Origin of the sequence: Acinetobacter sp. MD2, assembly GCF_035615575.1 — a bacterium.
Classification (GTDB): domain Bacteria; phylum Pseudomonadota; class Gammaproteobacteria; order Pseudomonadales; family Moraxellaceae; genus Acinetobacter.
Window position 1 is genome coordinate 15,504 of sequence record NZ_VTDK01000009.1, and the last position, 25,709, is coordinate 41,212.

Genomic DNA, 25,709 nt, shown 5'->3' on the forward strand with positions numbered 1-25,709 from the left:
AGAGCGTAAATTGAGAAGCTATTTAATTCTGCCCATTGTTGCCCCATTTTAAATAAGCAGGGCGTTGGCTGAGTAAATCATAATAACGCTGAACATGTGGACAATCGGGTTTCTCAAATGGCGTTAAATACCAACGCTGTACTGAAAGTCCAATCACAATATCTGCCAGTGAAAAGTCTTCGCCTACCATATAAGCCTGCGTTTTTGCGAGTTGCCGATCTAAGATTTGCATCATTTCATTCCAAGAGGCAATACTGGCGTTGACTTGGTTTAAATCTTGATGTTTAGGGGATTTACGAATGATATGCATGAGTGCATATGACCAACTGTTATTGAGCTCTATGCCTTGCCAATCAATCCATTGGTCGATGAGTGCACGTTGTTTGGCATTGGTTGGATAAAGCGACTCGCCATGATAAGCATTGGCTAAATAACGAATGATTGAATTGGATTGCCAAAGCGTAAATTCACCATCGATTAAAATTGGAATGGTGGCATTTGGATTCATTGTGATAAATTCGGCTTCTGTTGGTGAGCGAAAACCACGTCCCCAATCTTCACGTTCATATTGAAGATTGAGTTCATCGCAAAGCCATAATAATTTGCGAACGTTAATTGAGTCGGTGCGACCTAAAATTTTGAGCATGTTTTTTCCTTTGCCTCATTGTTGTTGTGATAATGTTCATGCTTATAGCAATTTATATGCTTCTACTTGAATTGGTTCAGGCGTGGCGCGTCCTAATCCATCGAGTAATTCTCGTTCAATAAGTCGTACAATAGAGTCGAGAGGTAAATCATTGTCTTGTGTGCCAAAAGGTTCTTCTAATTCAGCACTTAAAGTATCGAGCCCTAAAAATAAATAAGCGACTAAGCCAACTAAAATCGGTGTCCATAAGCCCAAAATTGAACCAAGGCCAAAGGGTAAAATAAAACAGAAGCAATAGACGGTGCGGTTAAGTAAAACAGAATAAGCAAAAGGTAGCGGTGTGCTCGCAATCCGATCACAACCTGCTTGTACCAATCCCATTTCAATAACATGTCGATTCAATTGAGTATATAAAATATCGCTAATTTCATGCTCTTGGAATGCTTGCATCAGCTCTATTTGGATTTGTCTAAGCGTATATTGAGCTGCATTTAAGTGCTGGTTTAATGTATCAATCGAGGCCGCATCAAGTTGAGCCGTTTCTAAAAATTGCTCGGGGTGTGCAGTTTGGTGGCGTAAGCGATCTCGGAGCATATTTGCAAAAATAATGACCTGATGAATCACACGTTCGCGCCGTATGTCACTGAGTAAGCGGGTATCTCGATCAAGATGTCGCGCGGTGGCAATTAGTGAGCCCCAAAGTTTGCGGCCTTCCCACCAGCGGTCATAAGATGCGTTATTCCGAAAACCAAGAAAAATTGATAAAATAACCCCAAAGATGGTAAAACCAATTATGGGCACAGGCGGAACATGCACTAAATTATGATAGGTGAGTACAGCAATCATAGACGAAATCAGTGTGAGTACGGCAAGTGAAGGCAGTACTTTGGGCAAAACTGTGCCTTTCCATGCAAATAATAATTGAAAGACGTTGCTTTTATCCCGAATGATCATGCGTAAAAACCATTAAAACTAATTATTTTAAAACAGGCAGATGCCCCAATTCTGCTAAAGAGCATGAACCTGTTGGGGCAATAATGCAATGATCGAGCAGCCTGATTTCAAGTAATTGGCAGGCGTGTTGGATTTGTTGCGTCAGCTCAATATCGGCGTTCGATGGTATTGCTTGTCCAAAAGGGTGATTGTGTGCAATTACTATATGACTCGCATGTTGAGCAATAGCATAGCGCATGAGTTGATTGATTGACACGTTACAGTGTTGGATAGAACCGTAGAACAATTTTTTAAAGTGCAATTTTTGTAAGTCATTATCTAGGCATAATACCGCAAAGACTTCTTGTTTTTCGCCTAAAAGTTCAAGGCGCAAGTAATTCAGAACGGCTTCTGAATGTCCGAACGATTCGGGTGTATTGATATATTGTTGTTGAATATAGCGCCGTCCAAGCTCTTTTACCGCCATAAGCTGTGCATATTTATTTGGGCCAATGCCATGGAAGCTTGAAACATCTTCAAATGATGCATCAAAAACAGGGTTGAGTCCTTGAAAATGTTGAATTAAAAGTCGTGCTAATTCAACGGCAGAGTGTTGTTGTGAACCTGAACGTAGAAAAATCGCGAGCAGTTCGGCATCGGACAAACTTGTTGCACCTTGTGTTAATAAACGCTCGCGCGGCCGCTCTTGCTCAGGCCAAAATTTAATTGCTTGCTGCATGGGCTAATTCATTCTTTCTAAAGTTGTTTTTATTTTATCCCGCTTGGGGATTATATAATTTAATGCTATTGTGAGCCTCACTGTAACACAAAGGTAGCCATCTGTGAGCTTTGATGTAAGTGTGTTTTCAACTAAAAATATTATTGTTGCGGTAACAGGCGGCATTGCCGCATATAAATCTGCCATTTTAGTTCGCCGTTTAAAAGATTATGGTTTTAATGTCCGTGTAGTGATGACGACAGGCGCACAAGCCTTTATTACACCACTCACATTTCAGGCACTTTCAGGCAATCCTGTTCATACGGCATTACTTGACCCTGAGGCTGAAGCAGGCATGGGGCATATTGAGTTAGCACGTTGGGCAGACCTAGTTTTGGTTGCACCTGCAAGCTGTGATACTTTGGCAAAATTTGCCCATGGCCTTGCCGATGATTTACTTAGCACTTTATTTTTAGCCACTAAAGCCCCTGTTTGGGTTGCACCTGCCATGAATCAACAAATGTGGGCGGCAAAAGCGACACAGCGCAATTTAAAAATTTTAGTGGAGGATGGCGTACATGTGATTATGCCAGCATCTGGCGAGCAAGCTTGTGGTGATGTGGGCTTAGGACGGATGCCTGAACCTGAAGTATTGGCTAAGCAAGTCAGTTTGTATTTTCATCAAGTACAGCGTGCATTGGCTGAAAAATTTGGTTTGCTTGCAGGTAAACGCGTGGTCATTACAGCAGGCCCAACCCGAGAAGCCATCGACCCCGTACGTTATATTTCTAACCATAGTACCGGTAAAATGGGCTTTGCTTTAGCGAGTGCTTGTTATGCTGCAGGTGCGAAAGTTACTTTAATTGCAGGGCCAGTCAGTTTAGATACGCCAAATGGTGTGCAGCGTGAAAATGTCAGTTCTGCCATGCAAATGTTAGAGCATAGTTTGGTGCAGCTTGAGCAGGGCTGCGATATTTTTATTGCAACCGCAGCAGTTGCCGATTATCGCGTGGCGCAAGTTGCCGAACATAAAATTAAAAAGGCAGGCGATGAGTTACAAGTTGAACTGATTAAAAATCCAGATATTGTTGCAACTATTGCCAAGCAAAGCAAACGGCCATTTATGGTTGGGTTTGCTGCTGAAACTCAAAATGTAGAAAGTTATGCCGCAGGAAAATTGGTGGCTAAAAAACTAGATATGATTGCATGTAATGATGTATCTCGTAGCGATATTGGCTTTGCCTCTGACCAAAATGCCATGACAGTATTTTTTGCTGAAAATTACCAGATGGAAAAACGTGACTTGGCTAAAGCATCTAAACAAGAGATTGCAGAGCAATTGGTCGAAGCGATTGCTGATGCAATGACAGCACATTAAATTCGTTACATAACAAAAAACCCTTAACGTCCTGTTAAGGGTTTTTTGAATTCTTCACCGAGTGGAAATGTCCTATTTCCGAATTGCATCTTGCTTTTTTATATCTAAGGGACTTCCTGTTCCTTTAAATACATCATATAAAAATAGCGTGTTGTCGCCTAGCCGACAATATCCTCGATTTTTGTACGCTAAAGCTTACATAAGGCCATTCTATAAGCAAAACTAAAATTAAGTGGTTGTTTTTGCATTTTACACACTGCGCAAGTATGAGTGGAAATCATGCTAGAATATTGGAGTGTTATTTTTTGTATATTTGTAGTTTATTTAAGCTATCTCTACGTCTTGTTTTATACCGATCGTAAAAAAATGCCACTAGGCTAAGTACAGTGAGTACTTGGGTGGTTTGTGTTAAATCGATATCTAATTTATGACAAAATGTGGAGAAGTACATGAAATTTTTGGATAAATTTTATACCTTTCAAGTTGCTATTGTATTTTTAATAAAGAAATAGAATAGTTATTTTATTGTATAAGAAATATTCAGTTGCTTTTTTTTTAATATATTGTTATTTGTTATAGTAGGTAGTGTAAAAATGTTTTCAGTCCGTAACGTAACGCAAATATGATGAATCGTGAGGCGGGTATGAAAAGATTACAGCGATTGGATTTTAATCAGACAGAGCGATTAAGTGAGTGTAAGCTCTCCTTAATTTTGGGTGTCAAAGGTCAACGTAATCAAATTAGCAATTGTTTAAAGTTTGCACGTAGAATGTTAACGGCAAAGCAGTCTATTTGGACATTTTTTCATGAACCTTATGCATGGTTTGCCGAACAAGAACAATTTCAACCTTGTGTTATTCCAGCATCTGTTCAGCGCCAATTTTTATTTGATTCCGAAGCTGCGACTTACATTACTCATACACATACAGAGTATCCGCATCTTTCTGCTGCATTAACGCAATTAGGTTGTAAGCATGGTCGTGCAGTGGTATTTTTTCTGGTTGTAAATCAGCAAAAAATTGGTCAAGTTTTCTTCTTTGATGAGGTTGAAACGCCATTTTCCCTCGAAGATATTGCGTTAGTTGCTGAGCTACTTACGGGTATGTTGGGTTATATTGAGCTGCAATTTGATTTTCAGGAGCTACAAGAAACCTATGAAGAATTATCTGCATTAAATTATAGTCGGACTAAATTTTTTCAAGTGATTGCACATGACTTACGTGCCCCGTTTCATGGTCTACTTGGGTTTTCTGAGGTTTTGGCAGAAGAGCATTATACTTTAAGCCCAACTGAAGTTGAGCATATGGCGGGCTATTTAAATGATACTGCCAAATCCACTTATCATTTATTAGAAAATTTACTCAATTGGGCGATGGCAGAAGGGGGACGTTTTGTTTATCACCCGATTAACTTTAAATTAAAACAAGTCACACAGATTGTGAAAAATGTATTGACCAGTTTAGCAAAACAAAAAAATATTGAATTAATAGAAGATGTTACTGATGATATTTATGTTCATGCTGATATGAATATGCTTACTTCAACCTTACAAAATTTGACCTCAAATGCATTAAAATTTACTTCTGTTGATGGTTTAGGAAAAGTCAGTATTTCGGCACGTTTAGATGCTGGATTTGTTGCAATTTCAATTGCAGATACCGGTTTAGGTATGACCCAGGCACAGCTTGATAAAGTTTTTGAACCAAAGTTGAAGTTGTCATTAAAAGGGACTGCGGGAGAAAAAGGGACGGGTTTAGGTTTAGTATTGTGTAAGCGCTTTGTCGATTTAAATCAGGGGGAAATATCGGTTCGCTCTAAAGAGGGTCAAGGTACGACCTTTGTGGTGAAAATTCCGCTTGCACATGATCCGCATGTGCATTTACAAAGTTCACCACAAGAGAAAAAATATATCGACTGCTAAAAATTCATTTTAAAGCGTGAAAGCAACTGATATAACAATAAGTAAATAGCAAATTTAAAACATGTGTGGTTATGGATTCAGCGCAGCTACAAAAAACCTTATGTGCCAGTCAATATGCAGAACAAATTCTGGCACTTTATCCAACTGAACTTGAGCAGGATAATCAGCATCTACCATTTTCAGCGCGCCTTAGCCGAGAAGATATTCAGGCATATGTTGAACAAAGCCTGTTAGATATTGGCGATGAGTCGCAATGGATGCGGGCTTTGCGCATTTTACGCGCCCGTTTAATGTTTCGTTGGATTTGGCAAGATGCAAATCAACTTACCGATGTCGTTACTTTAACGCAAGAACTATCTGATTTTGCTGATATTTGTATTGTTGCAGCAAAAGCGTATGCCAAAATTGCCTTGGTTGCAAAATATGGAGAACCGATGGGCTACGATGGTCAGGTACAGGACTTGATGGTCGTAGGCATGGGTAAACTTGGTGCACAAGAACTGAATTTATCTAGTGATATCGACCTTATTTTTGCCTTTGATGAGCAAGGTGAAACTAATGGTCGTAAGTGTATTGATGTGCAGCAATTTTGTATTTTATGGGGACAAAAGCTGATCTATTTACTTGATCATATCACCGCCGATGGTTTTGTATTTCGGGTGGATATGCGCTTGCGTCCGTGGGGAGATGGTTCGGCCTTAGCAATTAGTCATGCGGCACTTGAAAAATACTTAATTCAACATGGGCGTGAGTGGGAGCGCTACGCATGGATTAAAGCCCGTATGATTACAGGCAACCAAGGCGCAAGTTTAATGGAGATGACTCGACCGTTTGTGTTTCGGCGCTACGTCGATTACTCCGCTTTTGACGCTATGCGTGAAATGAAAGTAATGATTGAACGTGAAGTTGCGCGCCGTAATATTTATGAAGACATTAAACTCGGTGCGGGCGGCATTCGTGAAATTGAATTTATTGTGCAAGTTTTTCAGCTCATTTACGGTGGTTCAAAACGAGAATTGCAAGATCGGCAATGTTTAGTAAGCTTACAACATATTGGTGATGTCGGTTTATTAGATGCTCAAGCTGTTGCAGACTTAAAAGATGCCTACTTATTTTTGCGCCGTGTGGAGCATGCCATTCAGGCTTTGAACGACCAACAAACCCAAGCTTTACCGCACGATCCTGAACTGCGTCAGCGCATGACAAGCACTTTAGGTTTTAATTCATGGGATGATTTTTTAATCGAATTAAACCAAAAACGCGACAAAGTCAGTCAGCAATTTAAAAATGTGATTAAAGAAAAAGATATTCAGACGGCCTTAGATAATTTTTGTGATTTAGAACCACGACTACAGCAAGTACTTGATGAAAATGCACAAAAAATTGTGTATGCCTTTTGGTCGGGGCAAGCGATTAAAAAACTGCCTGCCAAATCGGTCGAGCGTTTAAAGGCTTTTTGGCCGCCTTTGATTGAAGCAATATTGTTGGCTGAACATCCGCAATTGGCATTGTTGCGTTTAATGCCATTAATTGAATCCATCATGCGCCGTAGTGTGTATTTGGTCATGCTGGTCGAAAGTAAAGGCGCATTACAACGCTTGGTCAAAATGGCGGATATTAGTCCATGGATTTGTGAAGAGCTCACTCAATATCCGGTATTACTCGATGAATTTTTATCGATGGACTTTGAATTACCGAGTCGTGCCGATTTAGAAGCGACCATGCGCCATCAATTGCTGCGTATAGAGTTGGATCACGTTGAGGATTTAATGCGGGTCTTACGCTTGTTCAAAAAGAGCCATGTTTTAGCAGCGGCGGCAAGTGATGTATTGGCAGAAAGTCCTTTAATGAAAGTTTCTGATACGCTTACGGATATTGCTGAAGTTTGTGTGCAAGCCACGCTCAACTTAGCCTATCAAATGGTAGCAAAACGGCATGGTTATCCTGTTGCTATGAATGGCAAGCGTTGTTCAATTGATGAGCAAGGTTTTGCTGTGATTGGCTATGGAAAATTAGGCGGCATTGAATTGGGCTATAGTTCCGACCTTGATTTAGTCTTTATTCATGGCTTAGATGAGCAAGCCGATACCGATGGTGCTAAAGTCATTAGCGGTTTTGAGTTTGCTTTGCGGGTGGCACAAAAATTTATGTCATTAATGACCACCCAAACTTTGGATGGTCGTGCTTATGAAATTGATACACGCTTACGACCATCGGGCGAAGCAGGGGTATTAGTCACGAGCTTAAAAGCATATGAATTATATCAAATGAAAAGCGCATGGCTTTGGGAGCATCAAGCCTTAGTTCGGGCACGTTCAATAGCAGGTGATGCACAGTTACGTGAGCAATTTGAGCAAATTCGTTGTCAAGTCGTGACCCAAGCAAGAGATGAACAAACTGTTCGGACTGAGGTGATTGAAATGCGTCAGAAGATGAAAGACCATCTTGGCTCGAATAAACAGCAGCAAAAAGATGGAATTTTTCATTTAAAACAGGATACAGGTGGTATCGTTGACATTGAATTTATGGCACAGTATATCGTACTCGCATGGAGTGGTGCGAAGCCGGATCTCGCCCATTTCTCTGACAATGTTCGTATCCTTGAGGATGCGGCGCGCTTAGATTGCTTATCCAGCAGTGATGCGCAAGCATTGATTCAAGCTTATCTCAGTGAACGAGCCGAGAGCCACCGTTTAGCACTTGCAAACCATAATATGCAAGTTCAAGCTGCAAAGTGGCGCGACACCCGTGAGATCGTTTGCAAGTTATGGCAAAGACTGATTGATCCAAGTGCAATGGTGCTTGGACAGTAATAATAATGTGAAAATTTGGAGTGTGTGCCATGAACTTGGCTGATCGTGATGGTTTTATTTGGCAAGATGGACAATTAGTTGACTGGCGTGATGCAAAAATCCACGTCTTAACTCATACTCTGCATTATAGTATGGGCGTGTTTGAAGGGGTTCGTGCTTACGAAACACCGAATGGTACTGCAATTTTCCGCTTGAAAGAACATACAAAACGTTTGTTAAATTCTGCCAAAATTTATCAAATGAACGTCCCTTATGATCAAGCAACACTTGAACAAGCACAAATTGATGTCGTACGTGAAAATAAACTTGCGTCTTGCTATTTGCGTCCACTGATCTGGATTGGTTCTGAAAAACTAGGCATTGCTGCAACTTCAAACACGATTCATGCTGCGGTTGCGGCTTGGGGTTGGGGGGCTTACCTTGGCGAAGAAGCGATGGCAAAAGGGATTCGTGTTAAAACCTCATCATTTACCCATCATCATCCAAACGTGACGATGTGTAAAGCCAAAGCATCGGGTAACTATACGCTCTCTATTTTGGCGCATCAAGAAGTTGCTCATTCAGGTTATGATGAAGCAATGTTGATGGACCCACAAGGCTATGTGTGCCAAGGTTCAGGCGAAAACGTATTTTTGGTGAAAGATGGCGTGTTACATACTCCTGATATTTCAGGCGGTGCATTAGACGGTATTACTCGTCAAACGATTATCACTATTGCTAAAGATTTAGGCTATGACGTGGTTGAACGCCGTATCACCCGTGATGAATTTTACATTGCCGATGAAGCCTTCTTTACAGGTACAGCTGCTGAAGTGACTCCAATCCGTGAATATGACGATCGTCAAATTGGTGAAGGTTGCCGTGGTCCAATTACCACCTTAATTCAAAAAACTTATTTTGATATTGTGCAAGGTCGTAATGACAAATATGCACACTGGTTGACTTACGTTAAATAAGTAAAATCAGTTAATATGAAGGCGTAACTTAGGTTGCGCTTTTTTATGGAGAAAAACTGAATGCAGATGGTCTATATTAGTGATGGAAAAGCAGGGCATCGTTCACAAGCATTAGGGTTGTTTCAGGCCATTCAAGCAAAAAAGCCACAGGCAAACTTACAAGAAATTTTAATTGAAGATTTACCCTTAGCATCAATTTTTACTGCACTTTTTACTAAAAAATTATCTGCTGTTGTCGTTATTCCGAATTGGATTGTTGGGGTGGGCAGTCATACGCATTTTCGAGTTTGGCTACTTGGAAAAATCTATCCACATGCTAAAACCATTATTTTAATGAAGCCCAGTTTACCACTTACATGGTTTGATTATTCGATTGTTCCTGAACACGATGGGCTTACAGCTTGCGATCGGGTGGTGGTGACACAAGGTGCGTTGAATCCGATTGTTAATGAACATCGCCATCAGCCCAAACGAATTTTGGTTGCATTGGGTGGTTCATCTAAGCGGCATCAGTGGAATGCAGAAAAAGTGTTAAATGCAATTGCACAAATTGTAAAACACCAGCCAAATCATCAGATTATTGTGACCACATCACGAAGAACGCCTGCAAACTTTTTAACACAATTGATGCAACAGGATTTTGCAAAAAAGCTAGAGCTCTTTCCTGTAGAGCAAACGCCACAAGGTTGGATTTATGAGCAAATGCAATTGGCGCAAGCGGTGTGGGTCACAGAAGACAGTGTTTCTATGATTTATGAAGCGTTAACCGCTGGATGTCGGGTCGGAGTAATTTTGATTGATCGTTTAAGAGAAGATCGAATTACTCAGTCGGTAGATCGGTTATTGCAACAATGGATAGCTGCCTGTTATGACGTCGCTCAGCTTCCTCAAGCTAAAGCATTGCAGGAAGCTAAACGAGTTGTAGATCAGTTGACTAAATGACATTGATCGTCATCATGACCAGTATCATAATTCACTTTGTCTGATGTAGTGAGGACTTCACGAGGGTAGTGCATATATTGGGAGTTAAATAAAGATTTTTCCATAGGGATGGTTTTACATTGAATGCTCGTCATATCTAATAAAGTTGGCAAAATATTCACTGAACTGACAGCGCTATTTTGTTCCTTCGTTAACGTATCTGCCAATTGAGCATGGTGCTGTTTCCATGAATCAGATGCCCACATGATGAGCGGAACATTAAAATCACTTTTCATATCTAGATGTAACGAAGAATTTTGTGGACATTGTCCAAGATTGAGACCATGGTCAGAGGTATAAATCAAGTTGGCATCAGCATTTTTAGCTTTTAACTTTTGAATGACTTGGTTGAGTAAATAGTCGGTATATAAAACGGTGTTGTCATACTTGTCCTGAAACTTATTAAATTCTGCTGGGTAGCGTTTAGTAAAGTCGGCATGAGAACCATATAAATGTAAAACAATAAACTTATGTGGTGTTTTTTCTGCCAGCGCACGGTCGAATGAGCTTAATAACTCACCATCGTAATGTGTTTCGAGTGAGGCTGAGTATGAGTGTTGGGTGAGGAAGCTTTTTTCCTGTGCAGAAGAGGCATAAGCCGAAACTAAAGAATCATATTCACCATATTGTGATTGCGCGCTAAACCAATAGGTTTTATAGCCTGCGGAATTAAATGCATTCACGACAGAAGGGCTTAAGTGATCGGTACTGTTGAGTCTACCTGTGAGTAAGCTTGGAACAGATTTGCTGGTCATATATGAACCAGAAATCGCGTTATTAAATAGCCATAAATCTTGTTTATATTGACTCAGATAAGGCGTTGTATTGTTTTTGCTATAACCAAACAAGCTTAAACGATCACGACGAGCACTTTCACCAATCACAAGTACAGTAATATTCGGTGGAGTTTCTTTAATTTGCGTACACTGAATTTGATTTTGCGTTGCAATAAAACTTTTTACACGACTGACTTCTAAACTTGCCGCAGGTAAACCAAGCAATAAGTTTAAAGGATAGGATTGTTTAAAATGTCGATAAACATTCAAAAAACCTTGGCTATGATCGGGTGCTTTGACGTAGCGTTGGATCGGGGAAATAATTAGACAAAGTGCAATTAAACGCAACCAAAAAGGTGTTTGTAGTTTTTGCTTGGGAATAAAGCGGTAGAAAAAAAATAAAGGAATAATGTATGCAATAAGTAACGCAGTGGCTAATTTTAAATCAATTGTTGAAAGATAGACTTTTGCTTCGGTACTTGAACTGCCTAAAATGGTCAACCAAACAGAAATTTCTGTGGGGGCATTATAGGTGATTTCATAGTAAAGCGCGAAGGGAGCGAGGGCGTAAACGGGTAGGCTTAACCAAAAAAAACGTCGATAATGATAAACTAAAAAAACGAAAAATATTAATGGATATAAGGCCTTAAAAAAACCATCACCAGAAATGATCAGTGAGGGGATAAGGAGCATGAAGCAATAAGCAAAAAACCAGAGTTTGCCTACTTTAGCGGAAGAGATCATACCCATAGTACTGCATTTAAAAATGGAAAGATCATGCTATATTTTGACAAAAGTGTCTACTCAAAAACAGTCATGTTATGATGCTGCTATTCGCCTAGGTAAGGGTGAGATGAAATTGGGTTTTAGATGAAAATTTTACATATTGCAAATTTTGGTTTTAATAAACAAGGCGCTCATTTTTATTGTACTGACCGTAAAATTTCGGCAGGATTGATTGAAAATGGTCATTTTGTTTATGACTTTAGTTTTCGTGATATGGCTCGTATGGGCACTATTTTTAAAACAAAAAAATTAGGTGCGAATTGGGCTAATAAAGAAATCTTAAAAATTGTTGCCAATATTGAACCCGATTTGGTGCTAATTGGACATAGCGATTTAATGAGCCCAGATGTACTCAAACAAATTAAGCAATTGTATCCACAAACAAAAATTGCTTTTTGGTATGTCGATCCACTTTACTTGGAATATAAACTTGGTTTTATCAAAGCATTTGCACCATATTTAGATGCTATTTTTTGTACCACAGCAGGCGAATACTTAGCTAAATTAAAACAGCCACATTTAAGTGTGGCGTATATGCCAAATATTGGGCATCGTAATGTAGAAACGCTGACTCAATTTGAAAATGTACAGACAGACAAAACCTTTATTTTTTGTGGAGTTGTTTATAAAGAACCCGAGCGTGAAACCTTTCTAAAAGATTTAGCCGATGCTTTGACACAGTCACATATTAACTACCGTTATTATGGTTGTTTCGAGCAAGCAGGTGTTTATGGTAAAGCCTATTATAAAGTGCTTTCTGAGTCGAAAATGGGTTTAAATTATTCGCGCCGTAATGACGTATGTTTATATAGTTCAGATCGAATTGTACAACTAACAGGCAACGGTTTGTTAACTTTTAGCCCGCGTATTCCAGGCTTTGAAAAACTGTATAATGAGCATGAAGTGGTCTATTTTGATGACCAGTTCGATTTGGCACAAAAAATTAAATTTTATGACCAACATCCTGAGCAAGCGAAGCAAGTTGCTATAGCAGGATGGGAAAAAACACGTCAATCGTTTAATGCCAAGCGCATTACTCAATATATGCTTGAGGTGACCTTTAGACAGCCACTTTCTGAAAGCTATGAATGGTCGCATGAGGTGTATGTATGATGTGGTTATTGTATCTTGTGATTGGCTTTATTCTTTTTGCAGGGCTGCTGTATTTATTGGGAAATTACACCTTTTGGTTGCCATTTCGTTCAGCAAAGTTACCGCGTGTTGTGATGCTGCATCAGGTAACACCGCATGAGGTTGCTTCAGGTATGAATATGCCCCCTGAAAAGTTTGAGCAGTTTTTACAGTTGTTGGTCGCGAAAAAATCGACTTTTTGTTTTGTGTCAGAAATTGGCGATCATCAAAATCAAAAAAATGTGGTGGCACTGAGTTTTGATGATGGTTTTATGGATAACTATTTATATGCTTATCCGTTATTAAAAAAATACCAAGCCAAAGCCACTATTTATTTAGCCACGCAAATTGAAGGTATTGAAAAATTAAAGCTTGCGCAAATTCAAGAGATGGCTGCATCAGGGCTTATTGAATTTGGCGCGCATACACAACATCATGTCAATTTACTTAAACTTGATGATCAGACTGCTTTTCAAGAAATGCAGCAATCGAAATTAGATGTTGAAAAAATGGTGGGCAAATGTCCAAGCTTTGCTTATCCATTTGGGCGTTTTAATGAAAAGCATCAGCAAATGGCATCTGAGATTGGCTTTAAAAATGCGGTATCGACCCGTAAAAAAATTGAAGCATACAATTCTGATCAGCCATTTAATATTCCACGAGTAAGCACGCACGGGGCGATGAACGCATTGCAAATGCGCATTGCACTGGCAAAAGGACGCTATAAGCTATGAACAAAATTCCATGTAGCGTTTATATTGTGACTTTGAATTGTGGCGAGTGGTTGCAAGCAACACTTGACAGTGTCCGAGACTTTGATGAAGTCATTATTTTAGATTCGGGAAGTACCGATCAGACCTATGCAATCGCTCAGCAGTTTGCCAATGTGCAAATTTCTCATCAAAATTGGCAAGGTTATGCCGCACAAAAAAGCTTGGCTTTGGCACAGTGCCGTAATGATTGGGTTTTGAACTTAGATGGTGATGAAGTGCTGTCTGAAGAACTGAAACAAGAGATTGTGGAGGTCATTCAACAAGATCAATTGGATGCATTAATTACCCCAATCAACGATGTGTTTTTGGGTATGCCGAACAGTAAACACACGAAAAAACATGCCAAAGTGCGTTTCTTCCGCAAGTCGAAAGGGCAATATGACCTTGCTAATAAAGTGCATGAAAATGTTGTGGTTACGGGTGAATCACGCCGTGCCGAGCACGACATTTATCATTATGGCGAATCGAGCATTTTTGTAAAAGTTGAAAAGAATAATCAGTATTCAAACTTAAAAGCTGCTGAAAAGTTCCAAAAAGGCAAATCACCTAGTGTGGCAAAATTGGTGTTGGTGATGCCGATGACGTTTGTTAAATCCTATTTTATCCGCCGTAGTTGTTTCAATGGTTGGCGTGGTTTCGTCAATAGTATGATCAATGCTTTTTATGCCTTTTTAAAAGAAGCTAAATTGTTTGAGCAACACATAAATAGAGATAACAAGTAATTAATAGGTCAGGTATGAGAATTGTTCAAGTTTTAGCAACCAGTGGTGGCTTAGGTGGGTTAGAGCAACATACTTTTAATTTGAGTAATGAGTTGGCATTAAGCCAAGAAGTGCATGTGATTGCGCATCCATGCTATGCCGAAAAATTTAGCGCAAACGTAATTTTTCATGGTTTAAATTTTGCTCGTAGTCGTTGGAATATTGCACTTCTTTGGCAGCTTAAATCTTTAATTGAACAGATTCAGCCAGATATTGTACATGCACAGGCAGGCAAAGCAGCTGGGCTGATTGCACGTATTCGTCCTTTTTTGGGTAATTGTAAAATTGTGACCACAATTCATGGCACCAAAAAAAATAAATCTGCTTATTTGGTTGGAGATGCGGTGATTGCGGTGAGTCAGGCATTAACGCAGGGTATTTCTCAGCACAAAGCGCAGGTGATTTATAATGGGGTTTATCCTCAGCCAAGCCTGAGCCCAGAGCATAAACACCATTTGCGCCAAACGATTCAGCAAAATTTTCCTCAGCTTGACCCAACCAAAAAAGTGGTGATATGTGTGGGGCGGCTTGAAGCTGTTAAAAATATACGTTTACTGATTCAAGCCATGCAACACATTGATGCCAATGTATGGATTGTCGGAGACGGTTCACTGCGTCAAGAATTAGAACAGCAAGTGAATATCTTAAATATGCAGCATCAGGTGGCATTTTTAGGCTTTCGGATGGATGCACGTGATTTAATTGAATTGGCAGATGTAGTGGCGTTATCATCTGACCGAGAAGGTTTTCCATTGGTGATGGTCGAAGCATTGCAAGCAGATAAGGTGATGGCTTCGACCAAAGTCAATGGTGTGGTGGAGTGGTTAGACGCTGACTATTTAGCAGATGTTGGAGACGCACAGGCTTTAGCAACCGCGATTCAAACAGCACTCAAACCCGATGCAAAAGCCCAATTTTCTTTGCTGTTTGAAAAAGCCAAGGCAGAACTGACCGTTGCGGCAATGGCGAAACAAACATTAGGTCTTTATGGGCAACTACTAAAGATTAAGGCTTTTTAGCAGATAAGCGGATTGCATCTAAAACGACAAAATCATGTTCTACATTAATGCTGTGGCAACCGTCATCGGCTTTATTCCAGTTTGGTAAAACGACCTCTAAAAGCTGTTCTTGATAATCTGTTGGACTTAGATGTGTAATTGCTTTTAATTCGATATTACCACCATAACGCTTTAATGAGTCTTGGCTAGGTCGAACCAATTGGCTTTGATAAAAAAAAGGTTTCCCTGCCATACGGAATTGTTGACTACCTTTGCAAACAGGATTTTGTGGGTGTTCTTTCCATTCAGGTTGTAATATATCTTCTGTAAAGAATAGGTCTAAGCGGTCACCAAATTTTTTACAGTTACGGCGAGTCGAAGTAAATAAATACCACATCCCTTCGTGATAAAAAGGTGTGCTATCTACAGCTTCGATATTGTCTAAAAGATTTAAATGTTTTTCCCATTTTAATGGGAAATCGATACATTTCCATAGCTCCACTGTTTTATTTTCTGAGGTTTCAGGAATCATGTACCAATCATTGTCTACCTGAAATACACATGGATAAGACAAATGATAGTCGAGCTTTAATATGGTTTGAGGTTTTGAATGCGTACCATCTTTAAAGACCTCAAGCACAGATAAAAATCCGACATGGTGTTGATCATCGACTTCTTCAAAGAAAATATAATGTTTGTCATTCTGCTTGGCATAAAAACAATCAGCAAAGGTAAATTTCTGTGGAGAGTGAATTTCAAATAAATCATTTAACTGAGCTAAATTGGAAAAAGGTTCATTTAACCAGCCAAAACGGATGTACCAATGTGAATTGAAGATTTTTTGCTGTTTCTTTTGCTGGTATTTGTACCATTTTTTTAATAAGGATCTCATACTATTGTTTTAACTTCCCTATTAAGTACATATAAAACCATTTAAAGCTCTGTAAAAAGTTTCGTCTAAACCATAATTTCTTAGCATATTTTTTCATTTCTTTATAGTTTCTTGGAGCATCTAAGGGAATATTTCTCCATGGTGACTGATAGTAATATTCTAAATAACTTTCATTGTTAATCGCACATATACTCCAAGGCTTAGGTGTACTTACAAAATGTGTAAATACTGGAGCAATGGGGTTTTTACTAAAATAATTGAATTTTTCATCTAAATAATAAGTATGATCTTTAAGGATAATATTCAATACATCTTGATCTGGATACTCATAATTTTTCTTATTAATTAATTGGGTGAACTTTTCGAAAACCTTGAAATCTAACCATTTCTTTGTGTTGATTAATAAAACACCAGAATTGAAATATAACTGATTTTTAGGTAAACCTAAATTAGTAATATCTTGAACTTTCATGCTGCTATCGCGAACAGCACAAAGGAGGTGATCATTTAATTCTAAGTTTAGGAGCTCTTTTATGGAGCCACTGCATAATATATCCGCATCTAGATAGATGAATTTATCTACTTTATTATTGAGAATATTTGCAATTGATAATCGATAATAAATTGCTGTTGTAAAATGTCCAGTGGTTTGTAGTTGGTCAAAATAATCTGTTTTTAGTATATGTACCTCAATTTGTATATTTTCAGCTATTAATTCATTAAAAAAACTCTCATCAAAGTAGGTTGTAAAAATATGGAATTTTATCTTTAAGTCAGAGTTATTTTTTATAATTGAAAAAATTGTAACTCCACAAGGCTTTAAGTAGTTTTTATCGATTGCAAATGCAATATTTATATCAGGAGAGAAGTCACTTACTGACAACAGATGATTAGCAATCACTAAATTATTCAAGTTAATCATTGCTAAAAACTCCAGTGTGAGAGATGCGCTGTAGATGGGTAAGTAATACTAAAATAATAACAGAATATAGGCTCATTGAAACTTGAGAAATAAAAAAATAGTCAGTTAAACCACAAATCATTACTGTGAGGATAGTTACGATGCCTGTAGTAACAACTAGTTTAGTCGTACTGTCAGGATATGATCGGAACTTTATAAAACGATATAATGGATAGAAAAATAAAATGCACAGAGAAATTAACCCTAAAACTCCATGGCTTGCAAGTTCTTGAAAGTAAATATTGTGTACGTGTGTAAAGCAACTATTTTTATCTAGAAATCCTTTCTTATTTAGGTTACATGTTTCCTGTGCAAGATTAAGACTTCCAACTCCAATAAGTGGTGAAGACTGAAAAATATCAATACTGTTTTTCCACATAATTAAACGTGAGCCAATACTTGTAACTTGGCTGCTATTATTTTGTATTAAGCTTATATCTTGATTTGTATTTTGTAGACGATCAGTAATTCCGTTAATACGAAAAGAACTTAATGCGATAATCAGTAAAAAACAACTAAATATTAATGTTCGTATGAAAGGTTTGCAGGTTTTTTTATATGAAAACATTGTATATAAAAATATTATGGGTATTGCAAGCCATGCTCCTCGTGTTCCATGCATGATATTTAAACTAAATGCAAATAAAGAGACTAGAAATAGTATCCATGCTGTATATTTTTTTCTAGTTTCAAATAGATAAAAACTATAGATTAAACTCGTAGATATTATGATTAAAGTTAAAAAATCATAGTTTATTATTTGTCCAAATTTTTCATTAAATCCATCTCGATTTAGATTTAATGCAAAGTATAGATATAAATTTAACGTGATGTAAGTGATTGTTGATAGCATTGTTATTTTAAATAGATTTAGAGTCCTATATTTTAAGTTGTATAAGATAAATGGTAATGGTAGGAAAGCAAGGAGATATGCATAGTTTATATTATACATTTCTAAAATTTGTTTGTTTGTTAGTACAGTTAAAATATTTAGATCAGGGTGATTGTGAAGAATGAATTCACAAAAAAGTGTGATTAATGGTGGTATCACACAGTATAAAATCATTTCTAATGTTAAAATATTCCTACTATTTTTTATGAAAAGAAAAGATGCGATTAAAGAGTAAATTATAAAAATGGCAAGTCCTTCGATACTTGCTTTTACGAAAATTATACGGTAAAAAATATAAAGAAAGCTAATGTTGATGAGTATGGATGGTAATGTTCTTTTAGGACAAATATTTGAATCGAACATTATATACATATTCCTTTTAGGTGGTGTTTCAAAAAGTATGCTGAAAGAAAAATAGGCAAGAATTTGATACTATAGAGAAATGCTAATCAATCTTCACATCCAAGTATCATACCTGCCTAAGCGACAGTATAAAGAAAAGTGGCGCAAAAGTGGATGGTAAACAAAACTCCCAATTTAAAATATGTAAATGTCAGTTTATTGGTGATCATGCGCTCAGCTACCAAGGCTGCCACTCAGGCATAAAAACCAAAAGATTACACCTCATGGCACGAGGCAGTGGCGTTAGAGATATTGCAGAAGTCGAAAGAGTCACTATCGGTAAAGTTTTACGCACACTCAGTCAATCCAAGTATCAGATCCAAGCACAGCAAAATTATTATGAAACCCTTGAAGTAGATGAGTTCTGGACTTTTGTTGGCAATAAGCAGAATAAACAATGGTTGATTTATGCCTATCATCGAGAAACAGGTAAAATAGTTGCTTATGTTTGGGGTAAGCGAGATTTAGCGACTGAAAAACGGCTTAAGGCAAGACTAAAACAGCTAGGAATACGCTATGCTCGAATATCGAGTGACAACTGGGATAGTTTTGTTATGACCTTTAGAAAGTGCAAACAGTTGATTGGTAAGTTTTTCACTGTCGGTATTGAAGGCAATAATTGTCGATTACGACATCGGATCATGCGAGGCTTTAGGAGGAGCTGCAACTTCTCCAAAAAGCTTGAGAATCATTTCAAAGCCTTTGACTTAGTCTTCTTTTATATCAATAATGGATTCGTCTAATGCCAGCATACTTTTTGAAACACCACCTTACTTTTATCTTAAGTCTAAGTGAATAAGCAAACTTTAAAAACCGCCATGATTTATGGCGGTTGATGCTTATCTCATTTGTTCCGCCTGAATTGCCGTTAATGCAATTGTAAATACAATATCATCGACTAAAGCTCCACGAGATAAATCATTCACAGGTTTATTTAAACCTTGCAGCATTGGCCCAACACTAATCACATTTGCCGAACGTTGTACCGCCTTATAAGTGGTGTTGCCTGTATTAAGATCGGGAAAAATAAAGACATTGGCACGCCCTGCAACGGGCGAATTTGGAGCTTTAGAGCGCCCAACACTTTCAACTGAAGCGGCATCGTATTGTAATGGGCCATCAATGAGTAAATCGGGACGGCGTTGTTTGGCAATTTCTGTAGCTTGTGCGACTTTTTCAACATCTGCACCTGCACCTGAACTTCCTGTTGAATAGCTAATCATTGCAATTCGTGGGTCAATGCCAAAAGCAATCGCAGAATCAGCCGATTGAATTGCAATTTCTGCTAGTTGTTCTGCGCTTGGGTCAGGGTTAATGGCACAGTCGCCATAGACATAAACTTCATCGGGCAACAACATAAAGAAAATAGACGAAACCAATGAATAGTCGGGCGCGGTTTTAATGAGTTGAAAAGCAGGGCGCACCGTATTGGCTGTGGTGTGTATCGCACCCGAGACCAAACCATCTACTTCATTTAAAGCCAACATCATGGTGCCTAAAACCACCGTATCTTGAAGTTGCTCTGCGGCTTGAATCTCGTCTAATTTTCCTTTGCGTAGGGCGAGCATTGGGGCGATATAGCGCGCTCGAATGCTGTCTGGGTCGGTAATGGTTAAATCTTCTGGTAAAGAAATGCCTCGTGCGGCCGCAACTGCCTGCACAGCTTCTGGTTTTGCCAATAAAATACAATTGGCTAAACCACGAGATTGACAAATAATAGCGGCTTCCACTGTGCGCGGTTCATCACCTTCAGGCAAGACAATCCGTTTTTTCGCGGCAATTGATTTTTGTACCAATTCATAGCGAAAAGCCGCAGGTGACAAACGAGGTTTAATTAGGTTGCTACTCTGTTGATTCAACCAATTTGGGTCAAGATGGCTGGCCACAAAACAGCAAACTTGCTTGGCGCGTTCAAGATCGCTAGCAGGAACTTCATTGCTTAAATTTGCCAAGCGTTGTGCAGTTTCAAGTGTATTTAATGCAGTATGTAAAATCGGCAAACCTTGTTGAATCGCTTGCTGACAGAAGTTTAAGATGTTTGCATGGGGTGCATCACGTTCAGTTAAGACTAAACCTGCAAGTGGAATGCCTTGTTGAGAGGCAACGCTTGCGGCTAAAATTACATCGATACGTTCTGATGCGCTGATAATCAGCTCGCCTGCAACGAATTTATCCAGTTCGTATTCAATGCTCGATGCAATTAAGCTGCTGTGTTGAATGCGGCGCTGTGCTGCATCACCTTGATGTAACCATGTAGCCTCAATCACCTCGGCAATATCTAAGCTGCGTGGCACGCTTAATGTGTTGCTAAATGGCACAAGTCCAATAATCGGTAGCGTTGCTGTGCCGATATGACGGTTATAGCGCTGTAGTGCAGTGGTGAAGCTCACAATTTCTGTATTTAAGCGCAATGATGAGTCGATTGTTATAGGAATATGGGCGGAATTTGCAGTCAAACCTTTGGTGCGCATGAACAATACACCTGCGACACGTTGGCTTTCTATCCCACCAAAGGCACGTAAACTGGCTTCGACGTGTTTGGCGCTTTGCTGTGGTTGGGTTAAATCAGCCTTGCTGACCAAAATGACTTTGGCATCTAACGCTTTTGCCAATTGAGCATTTAATTCATTGGCAAAATAATCTTCAGCGGTGGCAACTAGGCCTTCTACAATGACCAAAGGGTATTGTTTGGCTATTTCTCGATGTAGACGAACAGCATCTTCTAATAATTCATCTACTGCATCGGTTGCTATTGCATTTAATAGTATTTGGTGTGAAATGCTATTTCCAGTCGGGGCATTAAATAACTCACTGTATAACGATGCTGTACCATGATCGCGACTATCCTGACTTTGGCTAAAAGGTTTAATAAAGCCAGCTTTAATGCCATGATGCTCAAGTGCATAAATAGTGCCTAAACAGGCTGATGTTAAGCCAACACCTGTTGCGGTTGGAATTAAAAGTAGAGTACTCATTAATACCTCTTTAATGATTTGGGTGGCTTAGGCGCTATGTGCGGTTGGATGTAAATTGAATTGTGCAATCACAGAGGCTGTTTCTTGTGCAATTCGACCTTCTTCATCGGTTGGAATAACCCAAATTTGTGGGCCTGTGCCTGCATCAATCCGTCCTTCTGTACCACGTTTTAGTACGTTATTTTTGTTTGTATCAAATTGAAAACCAAAGTGGGGTAAATAAGCCACGGTTTTTTCACGAATATAAGCCGAGTTTTCACCAATTCCACCTGTAAAAATTAAGCCATTAATTTTTGGTAATCCACAGCTAATACCTGCAAGTGATTTCGCTAGACGATAACAGAACACTTCAATTGCAAGGGTTGCATCTTCATTGCCTGTATCTGATGCCTCAATTAATGTGCGCATATCATTTGAAAGCCCTGACAAGCCCAGTAAACCACTTTGGCTATTGAGCATACGGTCAATTTTGTAAATATCCCAACCTAAATTGTTGGCAATAAAACTATGTAAACTTGGGTCAACATCGCCGCTACGGGTGCCCATCACTACACCTTCTAAGGGGGTCATACCCATGGATGTATCGACACTGTGTCCGTTCCAAATCGCACAAGTCGAGCTACCATTACCTAAATGTGCAGTGAGCCAACCGCCTTGTTTAAATTGTCCTGCAAGTTGCGAGCCTCGTTCCGAAACATAAGCATGGCTCGTACCATGAAAACCATAACGACGGACATTATGTTCGGTATATAAAAATTGTGGCACAGCATATCGGTAGGCATGAGCAGGCATGGTTTGGTGAAATGCTGTGTCAAATACCGCAACTTGGGGTAAATTGGGAAATAAGCGCATGGTGGCTTCAATTCCAACCAAATGTGCAGGGTTATGTAGGGGTGCAAGTGGTGTTGCGGCTTTAATTTGTTGAATAATTTCCGTGGTGAGTAATTCTGCTTTGGTGAGTGTGCCGCCATGTACCACACGATGCCCAATCGCTTCGGGATGATAATTGGCAAGTCGTCCAAGTAGAACCTCTAAGGCATGTTGGTGGTTGGCATGTGGGATCGCAAGCTCAAGTGCTTCGCCACCTACTGTAATGCCTTTAATGCGGGCATTTTCTGAACCTAGATTTTCGGCTAAACCATAAATACGGTCTTCTCGTTGTTCTGAAACTAACGCGTATTTAATTGAAGATGAACCACAGTTAATCACTAAAATAGTTTTTGACACGTTGTTATTCCCTATTTTTATGCTGTCTTGAGTGATACTGAAGCAGCTTAAGCCATTTTATTCCCTTATTTTTAACATGGGTTATTTTTTAGACCAAGCTAGACTTTAGCCGATTAGACTTAAGCATTATCGACTATTGGGGATTTGTTGCGGTCTTAAATTTCGCACCAACATAGTGCTAAAACAACAGGTTTATGCTGTGATGATTAATTATAAAAACTATAGCAATTCATTGGGATGAATGTGAATTGAATCGCAGCAATTTACACTATGTAGAGGATTCAAAATATCATTCATGTAAGAAATCGAATATTAATTCAGTATGTATTTAAACCGTTATGTTTATTTTTATATATGGATTTATATCCAATAAACCGAAATAAAAATATATGGGTAATTAATTGTATAAAAAATATCAGACCAAATTATAACCTTGCTGTACGGATTTTAGAGGTATACGAAAAGTCATATATATAATTAAAGTTGGTCATCTATAAGTACTATAATATCAAAAAATACCACTATTATCCCTTGAAATATAATGGAATTTTGTTGTTAAATTTATGCTATAAATATAATAAATGTATATTAAATTTAGTAAAATTAATAATTTACAGTAAAATTAGTTTTTATTTTGTACAATTGTTCGGTAGGTTTATTTTAAATGTATTTCTTGGTATTGATATTACGATAATCTTACTGTAGGTTTAAAAACCAGTTTTGAGCATCGTTATATAGGCACGAGTCTTTGATTTAATTATCCAATTTCTCTATCCCATTTAAAGTATGTTTTCAGGCTATTTTAATCTGTATTGACTAAGGCTGCATGTCGCTTCTTGCCTAAATAAGATTATTGATTCTTTTTCAAATGGTCATGACATCATTTGGTTTATTTTGTTTTGCCGGCTATCCGGTTTAAAGGAGCGTCTAGCATGGACTTGCCGAATCCTATATTGGTAAAAGTTACCGAACGCATCATCGCACGGAGTCAAAAAACTCGTGCTGCATATTTACAACGTATTGAACATGCACAAGGTAAATTTCCTGCTCGTGGTGCGCTTTCATGTGCCAATTTGGCGCATGGTTTTGCCAGTATGGATGATCCTGAAAAACTCATTATTAAAGTGGGTCGCGAGCCTAATATTGGTATTGTATCTTCATATAATGAAATGCTTTCGGCACATGCACCTTATAAAACAGCGCCAGATTTAATTAAAATAGCGGCGCGAGAAAATGGCGGTATTGCACAATTTGCAGGTGGTGTTCCTGCGATGTGTGACGGCATTACCCAAGGTAATGCAGGTATGGAATTGTCATTATTCTCGCGTGAAACCATTGCTATGAGTACCGCCATTGCGCTGTCGCATAACATGTTTGACGCGGCACTGTGCTTGGGCGTGTGCGACAAAATTGTACCGGGGCTATTAATTGGTGCATTACAGTTTGGTTATTTACCGACTATTTTTGTACCTGCGGGCCCAATGACCAGTGGTTTGTCGAATGATGATAAAGCCAAGATTCGTCAGCAATTTGCAACAGGTCAAGTCGGGCGTGATGTATTGCTAGAAGCTGAGTCAGCTGCTTATCATGGGCAAGGAACCTGTACATTCTATGGCACAGCAAATAGTAATCAAATGCTCATGGAAATTATGGGTTTACACTTGCCAAGTGCTGCATTTGTCCATCCGAATACGCCATTACGTGATGCACTGACCAAAGAAGCTGCTATTCGTGTACTTGATTTAACCGTTGAGCGTGGAAATTACACGCCAATTGGTCATGTTGTTGATGAAAAAGCAGTGATTAATGGCATTGTGGCGTTACTTGCCACAGGCGGTTCAACCAATCATACCTTACACCTTGTTGCTATTGCGCGTGCGGCAGGTATTTTGATTGATTGGGATGACTTTGATGAATTATCTACGGTCGTACCATTGCTTGCCAAAATTTATCCAAATGGCAAAGCAGATGTGAACCATTTTCAGGCTGCCGGTGGTGTTGCCTTCTTAATTCGTAATTTGCTTGAAGCTGGTTTGTTGCATAACGATGTGACAACGGTCGCTGGAAAAGGATTACAACATTACACCAAAGAGCCAAAACTAATTGATGGCAAGCTGACTTGGGTTGATGCTGTTGAACATAGCCTTGATGACAAAGTATTACGTAGCATTGATGCACCTTTTCAGGCAGATGGTGGTTTACGCTTAATGCAAGGTCGTTTAGGCCGTGGTGTAATCAAAGTTTCTGCTGTTGCCCCTGAACATCGTAAAGTTAAAGCCCCTGCCATTGTGTTTGATTCGCAAGAAGCTGTACAAGCTGCCTTTGACCGTGGTGAATTACACCGAGACTTTATTGCAGTGGTTCGTTTCCAAGGCGCACGTGCCAATGGTATGCCAGAACTACATCGTTTAACCCCTGTGTTGGGTGTGTTACAAGATCAAGGCTTTAAAGTGGCTTTAGTCACAGACGGACGTATGTCGGGTGCATCGGGTAAAGTACCTGCTGTAATTCATTTATCGCCTGAAGCATTGTTAAATGGCCCAATTGCCAAAGTCCAAACAGGCGATATGTTGGTCGTGGATGCCGAAGCGGGAATTCTTGACATTGAGCTAGATGAACAAGTGTGGCAGTCACGTCCTGTGGCACAACCAGAGCATCAAGCAGAAAATGAAGTTGGTTTTGGTCGTGAATTATTTGGTGTATTCCGTTCTGCGGCTGCACCCGCTGAGCATGGCGCTTCGGTATTTGGTTCTTTGGTTGGCGAAGACGCTTAACGTCAGGCTGAAATA

Annotated in this window: 20 protein-coding genes; 11 read left to right on the forward strand and 9 right to left on the reverse strand. The window is 39.1% G+C overall.

The window, feature by feature from the left end:
• Positions 1-22 precede the first annotated feature (22 nt).
• The 3 genes from FXN70_RS11045 to radC are packed head-to-tail and all read right to left on the reverse strand — an operon-like array spanning position 23 to position 2,318.
• Positions 23-646: a glutathione S-transferase gene (locus tag FXN70_RS11045; protein WP_324647519.1), complete on the reverse strand. Its 624-nt coding sequence runs from the start codon at positions 644-646 to the stop codon at positions 23-25.
• Positions 647-688: 42 nt separating this feature from the next.
• Positions 689-1,600 carry a bestrophin family protein gene (locus FXN70_RS11050; protein ID WP_324647520.1) on the reverse strand — a complete coding sequence of 304 codons (912 nt, stop codon included), beginning with the start codon at positions 1,598-1,600 and terminating at the stop codon, positions 689-691.
• Positions 1,601-1,622: 22 nt separating this feature from the next.
• Positions 1,623-2,318: a RadC family protein gene (gene radC, locus FXN70_RS11055; protein WP_324647521.1), complete on the reverse strand. Its 696-nt coding sequence runs from the start codon at positions 2,316-2,318 to the stop codon at positions 1,623-1,625.
• Between the two features lie 103 nt (positions 2,319-2,421).
• Here radC and coaBC point away from each other — a divergent pair, with 103 nt between their 5' ends.
• The 5 genes from coaBC (at position 2,422) to FXN70_RS11080 (ending at position 10,307) form a co-directional block, all read left to right on the forward strand.
• Positions 2,422-3,675, forward strand: coding sequence for a bifunctional phosphopantothenoylcysteine decarboxylase/phosphopantothenate--cysteine ligase CoaBC (gene coaBC, locus FXN70_RS11060; RefSeq protein ID WP_324647522.1), 1,254 nt, complete (start codon positions 2,422-2,424; stop codon positions 3,673-3,675).
• A gap of 643 nt (positions 3,676-4,318) precedes the next feature.
• The gene (locus FXN70_RS11065) at positions 4,319-5,596 is read left to right on the forward strand and encodes a HAMP domain-containing sensor histidine kinase (RefSeq protein ID WP_324647523.1); all 1,278 of its coding nucleotides are present in this window, start codon (positions 4,319-4,321) and stop codon (positions 5,594-5,596) included.
• A gap of 71 nt (positions 5,597-5,667) precedes the next feature.
• A complete protein-coding gene (glnE, locus tag FXN70_RS11070; RefSeq protein ID WP_324647524.1) occupies positions 5,668-8,409 on the forward strand; it encodes a bifunctional [glutamate--ammonia ligase]-adenylyl-L-tyrosine phosphorylase/[glutamate--ammonia-ligase] adenylyltransferase in 2,742 nt (913 codons plus the stop codon).
• Between the two features lie 29 nt (positions 8,410-8,438).
• Positions 8,439-9,365, forward strand: a complete 927-nt coding sequence (locus FXN70_RS11075) for a branched-chain amino acid transaminase (RefSeq protein WP_324647525.1) — start codon at positions 8,439-8,441, stop codon at positions 9,363-9,365.
• A gap of 60 nt (positions 9,366-9,425) precedes the next feature.
• Complete coding sequence (locus FXN70_RS11080) at positions 9,426-10,307, forward strand: ELM1/GtrOC1 family putative glycosyltransferase (RefSeq protein ID WP_324647526.1); 882 nt, start codon at positions 9,426-9,428, stop codon at positions 10,305-10,307.
• Here the strand turns inward: FXN70_RS11080 and FXN70_RS11085 are convergent.
• The gene (locus FXN70_RS11085; RefSeq protein WP_324647527.1) at positions 10,292-11,815 is read right to left on the reverse strand and encodes a phosphoethanolamine transferase; all 1,524 of its coding nucleotides are present in this window, start codon (positions 11,813-11,815) and stop codon (positions 10,292-10,294) included. The two genes, FXN70_RS11080 and FXN70_RS11085, sit on opposite strands and share 16 nt — an antisense overlap.
• A gap of 177 nt (positions 11,816-11,992) precedes the next feature.
• Between FXN70_RS11085 and FXN70_RS11090 the strand changes: the two genes are divergently transcribed.
• From FXN70_RS11090 to FXN70_RS11105, 4 genes are read left to right on the forward strand one after another with little or no spacing between them, the layout of a single operon-like run.
• Positions 11,993-13,021 (forward strand): glycosyltransferase, encoded by a 1,029-nt coding sequence (locus FXN70_RS11090; protein WP_324647528.1) that lies wholly within the window; start codon positions 11,993-11,995, stop codon positions 13,019-13,021.
• Positions 13,018-13,773: a polysaccharide deacetylase family protein gene (locus FXN70_RS11095; protein WP_324647529.1), complete on the forward strand. Its 756-nt coding sequence runs from the start codon at positions 13,018-13,020 to the stop codon at positions 13,771-13,773. Before FXN70_RS11090 ends, FXN70_RS11095 begins: the two co-directional genes overlap by 4 nt.
• On the forward strand, positions 13,770-14,534 hold the full coding sequence (locus FXN70_RS11100) for a glycosyltransferase family 2 protein (protein ID WP_324647530.1): 765 nt from the start codon (positions 13,770-13,772) through the stop codon (positions 14,532-14,534). Before FXN70_RS11095 ends, FXN70_RS11100 begins: the two co-directional genes overlap by 4 nt.
• Before the next feature lie 14 nt (positions 14,535-14,548).
• Positions 14,549-15,592 (forward strand): glycosyltransferase, encoded by a 1,044-nt coding sequence (locus FXN70_RS11105; protein ID WP_324647531.1) that lies wholly within the window; start codon positions 14,549-14,551, stop codon positions 15,590-15,592.
• Here the strand turns inward: FXN70_RS11105 and FXN70_RS11110 are convergent.
• From FXN70_RS11110 to FXN70_RS11120, 3 genes are read right to left on the reverse strand one after another with little or no spacing between them, the layout of a single operon-like run.
• Positions 15,579-16,463 carry a hypothetical protein gene (locus FXN70_RS11110; RefSeq protein WP_324647532.1) on the reverse strand — a complete coding sequence of 295 codons (885 nt, stop codon included), beginning with the start codon at positions 16,461-16,463 and terminating at the stop codon, positions 15,579-15,581. The genes FXN70_RS11105 and FXN70_RS11110 overlap by 14 nt on opposite strands.
• 1 nt (position 16,464) lies before the next feature.
• Complete coding sequence (locus FXN70_RS11115) at positions 16,465-17,385, reverse strand: glycosyltransferase family 8 protein (protein WP_324647533.1); 921 nt, start codon at positions 17,383-17,385, stop codon at positions 16,465-16,467.
• A complete protein-coding gene (locus FXN70_RS11120) occupies positions 17,378-18,679 on the reverse strand; it encodes an O-antigen ligase family protein (protein ID WP_324647534.1) in 1,302 nt (433 codons plus the stop codon). Before FXN70_RS11120 ends, FXN70_RS11115 begins: the two co-directional genes overlap by 8 nt.
• Before the next feature lie 89 nt (positions 18,680-18,768).
• Between FXN70_RS11120 and FXN70_RS11125 the strand changes: the two genes are divergently transcribed.
• A complete protein-coding gene (locus FXN70_RS11125; protein ID WP_324647548.1) occupies positions 18,769-19,461 on the forward strand; it encodes an IS1 family transposase in 693 nt (230 codons plus the stop codon).
• 96 nt (positions 19,462-19,557) lie between these two features.
• On the opposite strand, the gene pta is transcribed toward FXN70_RS11125, so the two are convergent.
• Positions 19,558-21,693 (reverse strand): phosphate acetyltransferase, encoded by a 2,136-nt coding sequence (gene pta, locus FXN70_RS11130; protein ID WP_324647535.1) that lies wholly within the window; start codon positions 21,691-21,693, stop codon positions 19,558-19,560.
• Positions 21,694-21,720: 27 nt separating this feature from the next.
• A complete protein-coding gene (locus FXN70_RS11135; protein ID WP_324647536.1) occupies positions 21,721-22,920 on the reverse strand; it encodes an acetate kinase in 1,200 nt (399 codons plus the stop codon).
• A gap of 932 nt (positions 22,921-23,852) precedes the next feature.
• Here FXN70_RS11135 and edd point away from each other — a divergent pair.
• Entirely contained in the window at positions 23,853-25,694 is a 1,842-nt protein-coding gene (gene edd / locus FXN70_RS11140) for a phosphogluconate dehydratase (protein WP_324647537.1), read from the forward strand.
• The last annotated feature ends 15 nt before the right edge of the window (positions 25,695-25,709 follow it).

Excerpts from the sequence above, each read along its gene's own strand:
- FXN70_RS11045 (WP_324647519.1), bottom strand. The coding sequence starts at position 646 with ATGCTCAAAATTTTAGGTCGCACCGACTCAATTAACGTTCGCAAATTA.
- FXN70_RS11050 (WP_324647520.1), bottom strand. The coding sequence starts at position 1,600 with ATGATCATTCGGGATAAAAGCAACGTCTTTCAATTATTATTTGCATGG.
- radC (WP_324647521.1), bottom strand. The coding sequence starts at position 2,318 with ATGCAGCAAGCAATTAAATTTTGGCCTGAGCAAGAGCGGCCGCGCGAG.
- FXN70_RS11065 (WP_324647523.1), top strand. The coding sequence starts at position 4,319 with ATGAAAAGATTACAGCGATTGGATTTTAATCAGACAGAGCGATTAAGT.
- glnE (WP_324647524.1), top strand. The coding sequence starts at position 5,668 with ATGGATTCAGCGCAGCTACAAAAAACCTTATGTGCCAGTCAATATGCA.
- FXN70_RS11075 (WP_324647525.1), top strand. The coding sequence starts at position 8,439 with ATGAACTTGGCTGATCGTGATGGTTTTATTTGGCAAGATGGACAATTA.
- FXN70_RS11080 (WP_324647526.1), top strand. The coding sequence starts at position 9,426 with ATGCAGATGGTCTATATTAGTGATGGAAAAGCAGGGCATCGTTCACAA.
- FXN70_RS11085 (WP_324647527.1), bottom strand. The coding sequence starts at position 11,815 with ATGCTCCTTATCCCCTCACTGATCATTTCTGGTGATGGTTTTTTTAAG.
- FXN70_RS11090 (WP_324647528.1), top strand. The coding sequence starts at position 11,993 with ATGAAAATTTTACATATTGCAAATTTTGGTTTTAATAAACAAGGCGCT.
- FXN70_RS11095 (WP_324647529.1), top strand. The coding sequence starts at position 13,018 with ATGATGTGGTTATTGTATCTTGTGATTGGCTTTATTCTTTTTGCAGGG.
- FXN70_RS11100 (WP_324647530.1), top strand. The coding sequence starts at position 13,770 with ATGAACAAAATTCCATGTAGCGTTTATATTGTGACTTTGAATTGTGGC.
- FXN70_RS11105 (WP_324647531.1), top strand. The coding sequence starts at position 14,549 with ATGAGAATTGTTCAAGTTTTAGCAACCAGTGGTGGCTTAGGTGGGTTA.
- FXN70_RS11110 (WP_324647532.1), bottom strand. The coding sequence starts at position 16,463 with ATGAGATCCTTATTAAAAAAATGGTACAAATACCAGCAAAAGAAACAG.
- FXN70_RS11115 (WP_324647533.1), bottom strand. The coding sequence starts at position 17,385 with ATGATTAACTTGAATAATTTAGTGATTGCTAATCATCTGTTGTCAGTA.
- FXN70_RS11120 (WP_324647534.1), bottom strand. The coding sequence starts at position 18,679 with ATGTTCGATTCAAATATTTGTCCTAAAAGAACATTACCATCCATACTC.
- pta (WP_324647535.1), bottom strand. The coding sequence starts at position 21,693 with ATGAGTACTCTACTTTTAATTCCAACCGCAACAGGTGTTGGCTTAACA.
- edd (WP_324647537.1), top strand. The coding sequence starts at position 23,853 with ATGGACTTGCCGAATCCTATATTGGTAAAAGTTACCGAACGCATCATC.